The sequence below is a fragment of the Staphylococcus schleiferi genome, assembly GCF_025558325.1.
Taxonomy (GTDB): domain Bacteria; phylum Bacillota; class Bacilli; order Staphylococcales; family Staphylococcaceae; genus Staphylococcus; species Staphylococcus schleiferi.
Genome location: NZ_CP094712.1, coordinates 61,476 through 76,225, shown reverse-complemented (window position 1 = coordinate 76,225; position 14,750 = coordinate 61,476). Strand labels below are relative to the sequence as shown.

The 14,750-nt window shown below is 33.9% G+C and carries 12 protein-coding genes; 5 read left to right on the top strand and 7 right to left on the bottom strand.

Features of this window, described 5'->3' with window-relative positions; translation table 11 throughout:
- Positions 1-81 precede the first annotated feature (81 nt).
- Together MUA40_RS00325 and MUA40_RS00320 are read right to left on the bottom strand one after the other, a co-directional pair.
- Positions 82-1,857 carry a purple acid phosphatase family protein gene (locus tag MUA40_RS00325; protein ID WP_167732652.1) on the bottom strand — a complete coding sequence of 592 codons (1,776 nt, stop codon included), beginning with the start codon at positions 1,855-1,857 and terminating at the stop codon, positions 82-84.
- A 167-nt stretch (positions 1,858-2,024) separates the two neighbouring features.
- Positions 2,025-2,969 (bottom strand): amidohydrolase family protein, encoded by a 945-nt coding sequence (locus MUA40_RS00320; protein WP_016425792.1) that lies wholly within the window; start codon positions 2,967-2,969, stop codon positions 2,025-2,027.
- A gap of 359 nt (positions 2,970-3,328) precedes the next feature.
- On the opposite strand from MUA40_RS00320, the gene MUA40_RS00315 reads away from it, so the two are divergent.
- The 4 genes from MUA40_RS00315 (at position 3,329) to MUA40_RS00300 (ending at position 7,810) form a co-directional block, all read left to right on the top strand.
- Complete coding sequence (locus MUA40_RS00315) at positions 3,329-4,018, top strand: response regulator transcription factor (protein WP_016425791.1); 690 nt, start codon at positions 3,329-3,331, stop codon at positions 4,016-4,018.
- A 190-nt stretch (positions 4,019-4,208) separates the two neighbouring features.
- On the top strand, positions 4,209-4,997 hold the full coding sequence (locus tag MUA40_RS00310; protein WP_196800882.1) for a sensor histidine kinase: 789 nt from the start codon (positions 4,209-4,211) through the stop codon (positions 4,995-4,997).
- 217 nt (positions 4,998-5,214) lie between these two features.
- Positions 5,215-5,970, top strand: coding sequence for an ABC transporter ATP-binding protein (locus MUA40_RS00305; protein ID WP_016425789.1), 756 nt, complete (start codon positions 5,215-5,217; stop codon positions 5,968-5,970).
- On the top strand, positions 5,957-7,810 hold the full coding sequence (locus MUA40_RS00300) for an FtsX-like permease family protein (RefSeq protein ID WP_016425788.1): 1,854 nt from the start codon (positions 5,957-5,959) through the stop codon (positions 7,808-7,810). The genes MUA40_RS00305 and MUA40_RS00300 overlap by 14 nt, the downstream gene beginning before the upstream one ends.
- 130 nt (positions 7,811-7,940) lie before the next feature.
- On the opposite strand, the gene MUA40_RS00295 is transcribed toward MUA40_RS00300, so the two are convergent.
- The 5 genes from MUA40_RS00295 to MUA40_RS00275 form a co-directional block, all read right to left on the bottom strand.
- Positions 7,941-8,288, bottom strand: a complete 348-nt coding sequence (locus tag MUA40_RS00295) for a DUF1722 domain-containing protein (RefSeq protein ID WP_016425787.1) — start codon at positions 8,286-8,288, stop codon at positions 7,941-7,943.
- A gap of 285 nt (positions 8,289-8,573) precedes the next feature.
- The gene (dhaM, locus tag MUA40_RS00290) at positions 8,574-8,942 is read right to left on the bottom strand and encodes a dihydroxyacetone kinase phosphoryl donor subunit DhaM (protein ID WP_016425786.1); all 369 of its coding nucleotides are present in this window, start codon (positions 8,940-8,942) and stop codon (positions 8,574-8,576) included.
- On the bottom strand, positions 8,939-9,520 hold the full coding sequence (gene dhaL / locus MUA40_RS00285; RefSeq protein WP_016425785.1) for a dihydroxyacetone kinase subunit DhaL: 582 nt from the start codon (positions 9,518-9,520) through the stop codon (positions 8,939-8,941). Before dhaL ends, dhaM begins: the two co-directional genes overlap by 4 nt.
- A 38-nt stretch (positions 9,521-9,558) precedes the next feature.
- Complete coding sequence (gene dhaK, locus MUA40_RS00280) at positions 9,559-10,521, bottom strand: dihydroxyacetone kinase subunit DhaK (protein WP_016425784.1); 963 nt, start codon at positions 10,519-10,521, stop codon at positions 9,559-9,561.
- Positions 10,522-10,528: 7 nt separating this feature from the next.
- Complete coding sequence (locus MUA40_RS00275) at positions 10,529-11,641, bottom strand: glycerol dehydrogenase (protein WP_126496243.1); 1,113 nt, start codon at positions 11,639-11,641, stop codon at positions 10,529-10,531.
- A gap of 918 nt (positions 11,642-12,559) precedes the next feature.
- Here MUA40_RS00275 and MUA40_RS00270 point away from each other — a divergent pair.
- Positions 12,560-14,515 carry an acyltransferase family protein gene (locus MUA40_RS00270; RefSeq protein ID WP_016425782.1) on the top strand — a complete coding sequence of 652 codons (1,956 nt, stop codon included), beginning with the start codon at positions 12,560-12,562 and terminating at the stop codon, positions 14,513-14,515.
- Positions 14,516-14,750: the final 235 nt, after the last annotated feature.

Here is a 14,750-nt window from a genome sequence, read left to right as displayed (position 1 = left end):
AGACTTCGGCTCCTTTTCCAAGGCAATCTACTGTGTCTCAACGTAGCAACAAGCTACATTTAAACACTGATAGATTTCTACTTAGTCTTTACTAATCCCAAATTCATCTACCAATTGAATATGACGTTGTTCGCCTTTACTTATATCACCGCTTAATTGATAAATTTTCACTTTGAGTTGGTTTCCTTTCACTTCATAAACAGAGAAGTTTTGGTTAGAAGAATCTCTATTGTTTTCATGCTTATTATTAAAAGCATCTGTTTTTTGTGGTTGTTTTCCTATTTTAAATAAACTATTGTAATGATCTAATTTCTTCTGATCTAACCATGAAAGCTCAGGTCTAACTTTTTTAATATGTGCCAATGAGCGATCATAAATACTATCATATTCTTTTGTTCCGCCCGTATTTGGCAACACATAGACCGCACCTTTAGGATGATCATAATAAGTCACATGGTCTTGACCTACAAATTGTTTTGCGTCTTCTTTTTTCGCATTCACAAAACTATTTTTAGTAGACGTATGTTCCAAAGGGTACGTCCGTGACAACACGTGGTCGTGACCTTGTAACACAAGATCCACATCTAAGTCATCAATTGTTTTTGTTAATTCGTCTCTCACTTTCTTCACATCTTTATCTGAAAGTGCATGATATGATTTAGAATACATTGGCTTGTGTAAATTCAAAATAATCCATTTCGCGCCATTTTGTCGGGCTTTTTTAATATCCTTTTTAATCCATTTCATTTGTGCTTTACCCATTGCTTTTTCATCTGGATTATCTTTTGACTTTTTATTGTCATTTGTATTCGCAACTACCATATGTGCCCCATTATAATCAAATGAGTAGTATGAGCCCCCATTCACAGCATGATTCTCTTCAGGAACATTCACATGGTCATTAAAAGCACCTAACAATTTATCGTCATCTTCATTCAATGCATACTCATCGTGATTCCCTGCTGCCGCAACGACAGGTCGCGACATAAATGATGGACGAGATTTTTCATATAAATCTTTCCATTCATCTTCCACTTGAGCTGTTTCTACAAAATCACCTGTATGTAAAACAAAATTAGGATTTCCAGCTGTTTTTATCGCATTTTTCAATGTATCCGCACCAAATGCCGCTTCATTTCTAACGTGTTCATTCCAAAATGCATTTTGGGTATCCGTGTATTGAACGAAACGGAATGCATCACCTTTGTTACCAGCTGTTTTAAATGTACCCACTGGGCTCTTACTTCCTTTTTCGCTACCTACTTTATAATAATATTGTGTGTTCGGTTTTAAATTTTTCGCTTTAGCTTTATACGTATATTCAGGCGTGTTGATCAAATCGGTTTCCCCATGTTGATCCCCACTCGTCCACGCTGGACCCCCTACATTTTTGTCTGTATAATAACCGTTCACTTTAGGTTTTCCATTTTTCTTAACTGGCTTACCTTCATCATCTTTTTCAATATCTTTAAAAATGATATTCCCCGCTTTATCTCTTTCAAGATATTTCGAATTCACCTTTTTAGACTTCGCTTTAAAAGACTTCGCATGTTTAAAATCTTTCGATTGAGAAACCCATACTTTAGCATCTTTGAACTGATTCGTCGTATACCAACTAAATCCCATTTCAGATTTTGTTTTTCCATTAATATTGGTAATAATCCGATTCGGATGATTATTCGTCGGGACGTCAGCGACTTTAGGTTTCTGATGTTGTAATTGAATCTTCTTCCCTTGAGGTTGCGCTTCCCCGCTATTTGCGCTTGCCTCAACAGAACTCGGTACCACCGTTGTTACAATCATACTTGCACTCATCACAGCACTCAATACGAGCGACTTTCTTTTAAATCCTCTCATAAAGAACCTCCCATTGTCTTTTGGTTATATACAATGCCATCTTAGCAATCGCATTTTAATTTAAAGTAAAGTTTATTAAGACAATATGAGAATTGCATTACTGTTTGTATTGAGTCCATGTCGGCTGATTTAAAATCATTGCTTGGTTATTTCCATTTTTTATAATTTTAACGGTGATCTGTCATGTTCAATAATGTAGCTGCGTTTTGATACAGCATTTTTTCTTTCTGTTCGTCAGATAATAGTGAGGTTGTCGTTATTTCATCTGCAAGCGACGTCACTACTTTTTCTATGGTATACGGTGTATCTGAGCCATAGACAATTTTATTTTCATCTGTCATTTCTAGTAATGTCATTAATTGATAAGGTAATACTTTCCCCGCTAAATCAAAATATAAATGTTGCATGACTTGTGCAAAATCATCTGGTTGCTCGTCATAATGAAAGATAGCATTACCCATTTGTATGCGTTGCACAATGATTGGCAATAATGCACCACTATGCGGCACAATCCATTTAATATTCGGATAACGACTAAAGGTCCGATTTTGATTCATAAACACAACCGCTCTCGTAGTATCAAAGAAAAACTCCATTAAAGGTGTGAGCACTTTCGCTTTAATAGCATCATTCATCGGTTGTGGTTCATTCGGATGGATGGCAACAACCGCATGACGTTCGTTTAACTTTTCAAATATCCGATCTAAACGTCGATCACCCAGATAAATGCCACGTGCATTTGTCGGTAAGAGAAAATCTTTCGCATGTTGCTCATCTAGCGCGCGATCAATCATTTGAATACTTTCTTCTAAAGGTAAAGGAAGCGAAGCAAAAAAGCCTATTTTATCAGGATATTGAGATACGAGTTGGGCCCCATATGCATTCATTTCTTCTGTTAAATCCAACATCTCATGATCTGGCGCCACACTTTGATGTGGCCCTGAAATAGATAAAATACCATAATCAATAGTCATCTTCTTCATCAATGCCAAATAGTTTTCGATGGAAAAATAAGGTGTCGCAACACCAGCACCTTTGCCATCAAAATAATCATCTAAAAACTTTATAAAACCCGGTGAAAAATAATGCGCATGTAAATCAATTTTTTTCATTATACACACTTCTTTCTTTTTATGATGTGTCCGATTCACAATTCACTTGTGAAAGTGATTATATCTTTATCTACGTCAAACACAGGGCAAAATAGCGTTTAAATTCATATTGATGTTGTGACAAAAGTTGAAAATACGGTTAACAATCGTGCGGTCAGTCTTCCCTCATCATCCTAAAGGGACGTGTATAAAATATCGTTATAACTAATCTAAGAACAAATTTTCAATGATAAAATGGCAATTATTGACTGGATAAAGATACATTTATATTATATACTTTCTACTCATCATATTTGTAAAATTTCCCTTTTTAATTTTATAATTAAATGAATAACGTAGTATTTCATTGGAGGATTTGAATGAATTATAAAATTTTTATTATAGAAGATGACCCCGTCCTATCAAAATTAGTTCAGACACATTTAGTAAAATATAATTATGAAGCTATCCTTTGTGAAGATTTTAAAACGATAGACCTAGCCGTTAAAGCCCATCAACCTGATTTGATATTAATGGATGTCAACATTCCTTTTTACGATGGCTTTTACTGGGCACAAGAAATAAGAAAATATACGACTGTACCGATTTTATTTTTATCTGCTCGATCTGACGACACTGATCAAGTTAGAGCCATTATGAGTGGTGGCGATGACTATGTAACCAAGCCATTCTCATATGACTTGCTATTAGCCAAAATCAATTCTCAAATTAGAAGAGTCTATGGTGACTATGCGAGTAATCAATCGAATATCACTTGTGGTGATTGTACTTTTAATCCTGACCGTTTTAGCTTACATTGTAACGACAATCAAGTGAATTTATCTAAAAATGAATCGATTCTTATCAAAGTGTTATTTGAAAATTTTCCTAATATCGTCAGTCGTGAAAAAATCTTATCACAAATATGGGATAATGAAATCTTTGTGGAAGAAAACACGTTAAATGTTACCGTTAATAGAGTGAGAAAAAAATTGCAGGAAGTTGGCTCAGACGTTAAAGTTGTGACTGTCCGTGGCATGGGGTATAAGGCAGAATATGAAAAGAAATAGCCCTGCTTTAAAGCGTTTCGTCCAGGATTATTTGCCTCTCTTAGTCATCACACTTTTAGTTCAAACGGCTTTCTTTAGCTTTTTATTTTTTATAAAAGGGATGAGTCTCAAAGAAACTTTTTACTTTAGTTTTTTAACTCTTTTTGTACTCGTGCTCTATATTCTCTTACGCTTTTATAGCAGAGGCAGAGTGTATAAAAAATTGTTTTTAGAAACTGACAACATCAATGAATATTTAATATACAATCCAAGAGGTTCATTTGAAAGAACATACAATCAGCAGATTCAGCATCTCATTAAACTTCAACGTGAACAATCTAACAAATATGAAGCGGATAAAAAGTTACAAAAGGTCTTGATGTATCGATTTGTCCATCAAATGAAAACGCCGATTTCTGTCATGAAATTAATTTCTGAAAATCATCATAACGATGAAACATTTAAAATTATTAATCAAAATCTTAATACAGTGCAGTATCATCTCGATCAAATGCTTGATATTTATCGGCTAGATGATTTCAAAAATGATTTTGTCGCTGAAAAAGTTTATTTGAATGCGGTTTGCAAAGATTGTATCAATAGCTTAAAAGATTATTTTATCGTCTCTCAAATTTACCCTAAACTTGATATACCTGAGGAAACTTACGTGTACTCTGATGCTAAGTGGCTTAAGTTGATTATCACTCAAATACTGACAAACGCCATCAAATACAGTGATGCGGACCAACCTATCCGTCTTGTAACTGAGAAAAATAATGATACTGTGACACTTTCGATTACAGACTATGGTATGGGGATACAAGACAATGAATTAGCTAAAATTTTCAACCTTTTTTATGTCGGCGAGAATGGAAGAAATAATGCAGATTCTAGTGGTATTGGTCTGTATATTGTTAAGAGAATTATTGAATATTTAGACCACGACGTGACGATTGAATCTAAGTTAAATCAAGGCACAACCGTTTTTATTAAATTTTAAACTGTTTACCGTACAACCGCATAACAGACGTATTTTCACTTAAAACGCCAATAACATTACCAAATTGTAAGATAAGGTAATGTTATTGGATTTTTTTTATAATCATCGCTTGTTAAGATTGATTTATCAATAATAAGTGAAAAATGACAATTCTGTTTAATGATCAGCTTAACCTAAAAATAGAGATAAAAAATCAACTTGATAAGGAGACACCGATATGGTATTAAAAGTTTCAAACTTAGAAAAAACATATAGGGGTACCGTCCCCTTTACCGCAATAGATCAAATCAGTATGAATGTTGAAAAAGGTGAATTTATCGCAATTATGGGACCAAGTGGCAGCGGGAAAAGTACCTTTCTCAATACAATTTCTACCATTGATCGTCCAACGAATGGTACGGTCGAAATCAATGGCATTAACCCACATAAAATGAGCGATAACGATTTAGCTAACTTTAGAAGACGCGAGCTCGGCTTTGTTTTCCAACAATTTAAATTAATCCATACGCTAACGATCGGAGAAAACATTATTTTACCGCTCACGTTAGACGGTTGTGACGCGAAAACAATGCATCTAAAGTTACAAGAAATCGCAAGTCTTTTAGATATTAATCATATTTTAGATAAAAGGACCTATGAAGTGTCTGGTGGACAAGCACAAAGAGCTGCGATTGCAAGGGCAGTCATTAATTCTCCCGCGATTCTACTGGCTGATGAGCCTACAGGTAACTTAGATTCAAAATCAGCAAAAGATGTGATGAAGCTCTTTCAAAAATTGAATGACACTGTGAATGTCACTATTATCATGGTCACGCATGACCCGCTCATCGCTTCTTACTCTGACAGAGCATGCATCATTAAAGACGGAAGAATATACCAAGAGATGATTAATAAAAATAATGCGCTTGCTTATAAAAAGCAGATTTTAGATACGATGACATTTTTAGGCGGTGACGAAGTTGACTTTACTTAATTTCGCATTTAAAAATATTAGTCGTGATTTTAAAACTTATATCTACCATTTTATGAGTTGTGTCCTTTCGGTCTTTGTATTTTTTACATTTTCGAATTTGACCTTTCACCCTTCTCTAAAAATTGTCGACAAAGATAGTACGATTGGATTAATTTTACATCTCGGGCTCATAACGACGATGCTCTTTTCATTCGTATTTATACTTTTCTCAATTGGCAATTTCTTAAAACAGCGGAGTAAGCAGTTTGCTGTATTAAATATTATCGGCGCAAATAGAAAGCAATTTTTCAAACTTATATTCTATGAAAATGGGATTATTTCCGGTTTTTCATTACTTTTTGGGATGACACTCGGTTTAATCTTCTCAAAACTATTTCTGATGATTGCTGAAAAAATCATCGGGGGCTTAAACTTAGATTTTTATTTTCCATTAACTGCCATTTTATACACACTTTGTTTAATGGGCGGCTTGTTTTTATTAATTTCTATCTTTGCCCCTCTCATTTTAAGAAAGCAAAAGATTATTAGCTTATTGAAAAAAGAAGAGACAGCTGAAAGGAATCACATTCTTTTTGTAGCATTTTTATTCTCGGTCTTTTTGCCTTTAACGATTTATTACAACTATAAACTTGATATTTTAGAGTATCCTTTCTTATTAATAACTTTTATCATTTTCACATATTTACTATTCAATCTCATGTTTATGGTGTATGCATTTCTGATGAAAGTAACACAACGACAATATCAAGGTGAGGGGTTAGTGAAAATGAGTAATTTTAAATATCGCATTAACACAAATTTAAAAACGATGACCATGACAATGTTGCTGTTTACGATCACGTTATCTTCCTTAATTTATATTATTGGCGCACCTAAAACTATTGACAGCACCACTAAAAAAATCATGCCCTATTCGTATATGTACACCGCTTGGGATAAAAAAATTGATGATTTGAGCCAGTCCCAACTGATCACAGACAAGTTAAAAGATAAAGAAGGCTTTCAAAAAGTACGTGTCGATTTTCTTAATTTCGATGAAAAACATCGAGATGTGATTTTATCTAATTCAACTTATAACAAAATTGCCACGCTATTGAATCGAAAGCATCTGTCATTAAAAGATAATGAATATTTTATCGTGGGTGTTGATGGAAAGAACGTGCCAACGCTCGGTGAGATGCAAGGTAAAGATTACAAACATTTAGGGATTTCTAAAAAAATAGGATCGGATAAACGTCTCATTGCATTATCTGGCTATTTCTCAAGTGTAACAATTGTAGCTGATGAAAAATACCAAAGTTTAAAGCATAAATTTGTAAATGATAGATTCTTTGCTTTCAATATCAAAAACTGGAAAACAGAGTCTGATGCTACGCTCAAAAACGATTTTAAAATTAATGGGGATAGAGAAACTTTAACCTCTGCATTTTCATACTATCAATTTGAAAAAATACAAAGACATATTATTGCTTATGTCGGGGGTATTTTATGTTTTTCCTTTTTAATAGGTATCGCAAGTATCACTTACTCAAGACTCTACAACTTAGCAGAAGAAGAAATAAAAAAATATAAGGCTATGGTGAAGATAGGTATGACCAAAAAATCTATAAAAAAAGTTCTCGCAAGTACGATAAGATGGGTTTTTGTACTTCCATTCTTAGTCGCTTTATTTGTGACATGGATTATCGTCTTGTACATTGATCAATATACAATCACTTCGTATTATGGCATTGGATTAACATGTAGCATTCTGTATTTAGCAATTGAAGGTATTTTATATTTAATCATTAAGAAAAAATACCAACGCAAAATTTTAAAAGATGTTTTCGAAAATAACTAAATTTTATGTTTCAACTTACTGATGATGAAAGATTATCAACGCACGAATATTCCCTCTCCATTAAAAAAGTTTTGGAGAGGGGATTTTTTATGTCGTCTTGTCACGCCTCATTTGTATCGCATCCATCGTGTTATGATGCTGATTCATCATCCATTTTGGGAAAATTTTTGATGATACTAGACGCTTTAATATACTGCACATCATAAGTCATTGCCATACAATAAAGAAAAAGAATGAGCGTTCTTTCTTCAACTTGACCCAATAAATAATGTGATTTTAACGATTCATATAAATATCTTTCTGAAGGTCTACACACTTTTTTGAAGTAGCCCCACATATGACTCAATGCATTGATAACTGACCCTTTCGTCGGCTCAATTGCCAAAGCTTGATCAATCAACGCTTTTACTTCATCATAATTGCAGTCGCCTTTTAACGTTGTTCTAATAAGGTTGTAACTATTTTGATGATGCCACATAACCTCATACTTATACGTTTTCCACAGTACTTCAATTTCATGTCGACGTGAAATGACAATCCCCTCCTCATTTGCCTTATCTCTTTTATCCCATTGTATCGGTTTCGTACTGATTGATACACGCTAACGCTTGTTTCAGTTGCTGCGATGACCGCTGTGGTTCAATTTTTAAATAAAAAAAGCGTGAGGCAGAAATTCAATTTCTCTCATTTCCGTCTCACTGCTCTGTATACAAAGTGTGTAAATATGACTTAATATTTTATATAAAACCGTTAAATATTCGCATTATTTATACTGTGTCTTAACTTCTGCAATCGCATCATCCATACTCATGTTTGATTTAATTGCGACACTTGCGATAAAACTACCTTCTACAATAGGTGCTTCAATTTTTTCAATGCGATGTGGACCTTCATACATTTCTAAAACTGTATCAAGGTTCATACCTGCTGAACCAATATCATAGAAACATAACGCATCATCTTTTAAATTGTTAATTGCTGAAAAAATACGATTAAAATCTGTTCCTATTTCTTGATTTTCTAAGCCACCTACTGCCACGATGTTGACGCTGTTGTCTGTCATTTGGCCATTTAATTCTTTTACACCTTCTGCAATTTTGTAACTATGACTGACAATAACGATAGATGTCATAATGATTCGCCCCCTATAATTGCGTTTAAGATATAAACGCTGCTTTGAGCGCCGGGATCAATGTAGCCTTTTGATGCTTCATTGAAATAAGAAGCGCGTCCTTTGGTTGCTATCATGTCTTTTGTTTCATTTGCATAAGATTGTAACTTTTCAAAATCGACGTTTTCGTTATTTTCTAATGCTTGTCTTGTGCGTTCAATGACATCATACATTGTTTTTTCATTTAATTTAACTTTACCACGTTGTTGGATGCCCTCAGCGAATGCAGTAATGACTTGTTTTAAATTTTCATTGTCAATTTCATCTTGCACTTCATTCGCCATTTTAATAAAACCAAATCCGTATAAAGGTCCAGACGCACCACCGATGTTAGACATTAATGTCATTCCTGTAGATTTAAATAATGATTTCATGTCTTTATCATCGATTTTATCTTTTAAATGTTCAAAACCTCTTAGCATATTCACGCCGTGATCACCATCACCGATCGCTCTATCTAAATCAGTCAATTCTTCTTCTTTTTCTTTAAACTGATCTGCTAAATTGAGTAATCTTGTTTTCATTTCTTGCACATTCATTTAAGTCACCTCAAAAATTTAAAACATTGATTATTCGTTTAAAAGTATCGACTTGCTGTAGGTGCAGCCAAAGCTTCACCTAAATCTTTACTATATGGAACAACAGTAATTGAGAAGCCTTGCATATCTAAAGAAGTCATGTAATCGCCTACGAACCATTGTTTAACGTCAAAGTTGTGGTCTTTCAATTGTGCATCTAAATATTTAGCCACAATATTTAATTCTGATAACGGTGTACCACCCATACCATTGAGCATTACAATGATATCTTTCTCTTTGACTTCTTTTAATAATGCATCTAATAATCGTTCAATAATAACATCTATCGGTTGAACCGCTTCTCGATGTAATCCTTTTTCACCATGAATACCAATACCGATTTCCATTTCTTGATCGTCGATATCAAAGCTGTATTTACCAGTTGTTGGTACCATAGGTGAAGTTAAAGCCATACCAATACTTTTAATTTTCGGAATGACTGTTTCAACTTTTGCTTTAATGTCTGCTAATGAAAAACCATTTTCAGCTAAATAACCTGCATATTTATGAACCCAAACTGTACCAGCGACACCACGGCGTTTTTCTGGATCAGAGACCGCAACATCATCACGAATAATGACACTTTCAACTTGAATGTCTTCCATTTGTGCCATTTCTTGAGCCATTTCAAAGTTCATTACGTCGCCAGCATAGTTTTTGATGATGAGTAAAACACCATCTCCTGTGTCTACGGCTTTAATGGCATCAAGAATTTTATCTGGTGTTGGAGAAGTAAAGATTTCACCGCAAACTGCAGCGTCTAGCATGCCTCGTGCAACAAAGCCTGCATGTGCAGGTTCGTGACCGCTACCACCGCCAGATACGAGGGCAACACCTGATTGCTTTTTATCTTTTCTCACAACAACCGTATCTGAAATTAATTCCACATCCGGATTCGTTGTGATGAGTCCATCTAGCATATCAGCTAGGATTTGGTTTTTGTCTTTGATTAATTTTTTCATACTCAAATTACTCCTTTGAATAGAAATGACTTTTAGACAGTTCATCGACTGTTAAAATAGCATCTGCAATTTCATCTGCTGTAATTTTATCGCTAAGGTTAGCAAATGTATCATCTGGCGATAATGCACGTTCACCTACACTTACTAAATCTTCATAGCTTTTATCGTCGATGTGAAGTTCTTCTAAAGTTGTTGGCATGTTAATGCTACTTAAGAATCTTTGGTATTTTAAGAATTTTTCTGTTGGTGCATTTTCTAATACTAATTGGACTAAAATACCATATGCGACTTTTTCACCATGTGTTAAGTGATGAATGTTTCCTTGAAGTGCTGTAAAACCGTTATGAATTGCATGTGCCGCTGCAAGACCACCATTTTCAAAACCTAAACCTGAAAGTAAAGTGTTCGCTTCAATTACGGCATCAACTTGAGGTGATACAACATGTTTTTCAATAGCAGCATAAGCACTGTGACCATATTCAAAAATAGTTTCTTCACATTTTTGAGCGATTGCCAAGCTTGCTAATGAAGGACGGCCATGGAACATATTTTTACCTTGACGACGCAATGTAGATTCAACTTCTAACAATGTCGCTAAACCATCACTCATACCTGAAGCAAATAGTCTTACGGGTGCTTGTGCAACAATTTCAGAATCTACCATAACTGTGTCAGGGTTTTTTGGATAAAACTGGTAACCACTGAACACACCATCTTCTCTGTAGATAACTGAAACCGCAGCAGTAGGTGCATCCATTGAAGCTGTAGAAGCAAAGTCAATGACACTTGCTTTTAATGCATAACCTACAGCTTTACCTGTATCTAGTGCTTTACCGCCACCTAAACCAATGACAACATCGACTCCAGAATTTTTGTAAGATTCGGCAATACGATTAATTTCATCTTCTGAAGATTCACCTTTAAATACTTCATAATCATATTTCACATTTTTGTTGTTAGAAAAACTTTTCTCAATTTGATCTTTGGCAATATCCCAAACAATATGATCTGAAATAATGAGTGCGTGTGTACCTAAACGTTCTGTTTCTTCAGCAATTGAATTAATAACGCCCTTTCCTTGTACATATCTTCCTGGTGATTGAAAAATTAATTTTGACATACGAATCCCTCCAAAATAGTTATAATTAATAATCTGATTTGAAACCAAATTATCATTAAACAACAGATAGAATGATTACGAATGGGGTCCTACCCTTTTTTCCGCCCTATTATATATACCCGGTTTAACCTTATAATACATTAAGTTTTTTATTTAAATTGTTAACATTTTGTTAACTATTTTCAAAATATTAGTACTTATTATTTAAACACTTCTTAACATAAACAGTTCAAAACAAAAACTCAACTTCTGTGAAAAAAACGATAAACACTGCGTTTGAAGGTATATTTATACAGGCAAAAAAATAATTCTCATCATTAATTTGCTTTCAAAATAGCATAAATAATTATATGAAAGCGTTTTATATTGAGTCACAAGTATATTATCTCACTTTAATAATAAATATCACTGCCATTTATTGACAAATTTCAAAACTTTTTAAAAAATATAACATGATTAAGATAATTATATATTTTATGGCATGACAAAAGGGCTTGTTTCCGCTAAATTGACGGAAACAAACCCTTTTATTAATAAGCGGTAAACAAAAATAGATTCTGACCCACTCCATATGAAACTATTTAACTGCCTTATTCGAAAAGTATTTATTGATCAAGTTTTTCTAAAAGGTCATTGAAATATTTTAAATCCGTTAACTGACAATTACATTTTTCGTTATCTTGACAAATATAATTGCCTTTTTTCATATTAACGTCCATCACTAGAACTATGTGTCTTTTCATAAATAGAGACACGTTGGACCCAGCATTACTAATCGAACAAAAACCTTGTTTTTTAATTGTGTTAAATTTATGTTAATAAAAAGTAAAGTTAATTAAAAGTTTCTATTGTTATAAAAACTAAATCTAATTTTTGATAAGATGTTTATACATAGGATATTGTAAGGGAAGTGCAAGAATGGACGGACAATTTTTACAAATTGAGAAGAGATTTCGAACAGAAATTGAAGGATTACGTTTTATTGCTGCGTTATTAGTGGCAATTTATCATATCTGGTTAGGTAGAGTGTCAGGCGGTGTCGATGTATTTTTCATTATTTCAGGTTACTTAATCACTGCGTCGATCATTTCTAAAATCAACAAACAAGGTTATCTTTCTTTTTCCAAGTATTTCGGTGGATTACTGAAGAGATTGCTTCCTAACGTACTTGTTATCTTAACTGTTGTTGCTATCGCTACCTTTTGGATTATTCCAAGTTCAATCTACGGTAAAACGATAAAAGAATTAATCGCATCATTGTTTTATTATCAAAATCTACAGCTTGCCTTTTCACATACGGACTACTTAAATTCCGAACAAGCGAAAACGCCTTTAGAACATTTTTGGGCAATGTCTATTCAAGGTCAATTTTATGTTATATGGTTTATATTATTTTCATTTATCGTTTTATTATGGAAGAAGCTTAAAACGATACATATTCACACAACGATCAACATCATACTTATTGTCCTTTTTTTAAGTTCACTCACGTTTTCTATATTTCAAACGAGTACAAATCAACAGTTTGCTTATTTTAATCCAGTCGCACGTGTTTGGCAATTTGCATTAGGGGGTTTAGTTTACCTTAACCTTTTCAAAATAAAAATTCCTGTCATGCTTTCGAATATACTGGGATGGATAGGATTAGTGGGATTAATACTCACCGGTATTATTTTTGATGTATCAACAATGTTTCCTGGTTATGTTGCATTGTGGCCGATGACATGTGCAATACTCATCTTATTATCTGGCAATGATCCATCACATTTTGGGGTTGAAGCTTTATTAAGTCGCCCAATCCTCATGAAGCTAGGTGGCATTTCTTTCGGAATTTATTTATGGCATTGGGTGCTATTATCGTTTTATAAATATACCGTTGATACACATATTTCTACCCTTATCGGTATTGGTATCATTTTATTAAGTATAGCGCTGAGTGCTATCACAACAAATTTAGTTGAAAAGCCTATACGACATAGTTTCGGTAAGCCCGTGTTTATGAGGTTAGGTGCTTTTTTTACTGTTGTATTATGCTTGATTGGAACCCTTGGATTTAACTACAAATTGAATAATCCTACGTATGTAAAAGACCTTCCGCCAAATCATGCTTTTCCAGGTGCAACAGCCAAAGCAGATTACCAAAATAAAAAGAAAATCTTGCCTCATATTAAATATATTACTAATGATAAATCTGATGCTTATGATGATGGAGGCATGATTTACCAAGGTGCAAAAGTCAAACCATTAACATATGGGCAAAAAGACGCTTATGAGTATCATATATTGCTAGTCGGCGGTTCCCATTCGAGTCATTGGCTGGGAGCACTTCAACAAATTGCTGAAAAAGAAAAAATCAAAATCACGCACCTTTGCAAAGCGAATGCTCGTTTTACAATGGGTGAACAAGATGCATTGTCCCAAAAATGGATGGAAAACACAAAAGATTATATTAAAAAACATAAGGATGACTATGATTTAGTATTTACTACAGCTGATGTCGGAAATGACGAAGAAACCGACGTCCCACAAGGCTTCATTGATGCATTTCGTTATTTAGAATCACTTGATTTACCTATCTTTGCAGTACGTGATACACCAAGATTAGATGTCAATGCAATCGAAGCTTATGAAAAAAATAAAAATGTGACCATTGATGTTTCCAAACAACTTCCGGATAAAAACTTTCAACCAATGGAAGATACAGGTGCAAAAATCTATGATTATAACAATTTTATTGTGCCTAACCACACTTTCAAGCCTGTAAGAGGAAATGTATTTGTTTTCTTTGACTCCAGTCATATGACGAATACATTTTCTAGAACGCTCGGTCCAGTTATTAAAGATGACCTTATGCGTGAACTTAAAAGTGCTTAGAATTTTTTTAGAACAGAAACTTTACCTTCACTGTAAAAAATTATGGGAACGGTACATCATCATATTCATGCATGCTTAAACGCGCTTGCCTAGAGGCCCCGTTTTAACTTACCAACGCTTGATTGTACGATTACACAGTTGAAGTGTTGGTGTATTTTTGGCTTCGGCTAATCTCACTGCCTTCTCGTTTAGATTGACAATCATTATACCGAATTAATAAAGATGACTTTAGCAA

Bases quoted from the DNA above. Each gene is read 5' to 3' on its own strand.
- MUA40_RS00325 (WP_167732652.1), bottom strand. From the start codon at position 1,857: ATGAGAGGATTTAAAAGAAAGTCGCTCGTATTGAGTGCTGTGATGAGT.
- MUA40_RS00320 (WP_016425792.1), bottom strand. From the start codon at position 2,969: ATGAAAAAAATTGATTTACATGCGCATTATTTTTCACCGGGTTTTATA.
- MUA40_RS00315 (WP_016425791.1), top strand. From the start codon at position 3,329: ATGAATTATAAAATTTTTATTATAGAAGATGACCCCGTCCTATCAAAA.
- MUA40_RS00305 (WP_016425789.1), top strand. From the start codon at position 5,215: ATGGTATTAAAAGTTTCAAACTTAGAAAAAACATATAGGGGTACCGTC.
- MUA40_RS00295 (WP_016425787.1), bottom strand. From the start codon at position 8,288: ATGTGGCATCATCAAAATAGTTACAACCTTATTAGAACAACGTTAAAA.
- dhaM (WP_016425786.1), bottom strand. From the start codon at position 8,942: ATGACATCTATCGTTATTGTCAGTCATAGTTACAAAATTGCAGAAGGT.
- dhaL (WP_016425785.1), bottom strand. From the start codon at position 9,520: ATGAATGTGCAAGAAATGAAAACAAGATTACTCAATTTAGCAGATCAG.
- dhaK (WP_016425784.1), bottom strand. From the start codon at position 10,521: ATGAAAAAATTAATCAAAGACAAAAACCAAATCCTAGCTGATATGCTA.
- MUA40_RS00275 (WP_126496243.1), bottom strand. From the start codon at position 11,641: ATGTCAAAATTAATTTTTCAATCACCAGGAAGATATGTACAAGGAAAG.
- MUA40_RS00270 (WP_016425782.1), top strand. From the start codon at position 12,560: ATGGACGGACAATTTTTACAAATTGAGAAGAGATTTCGAACAGAAATT.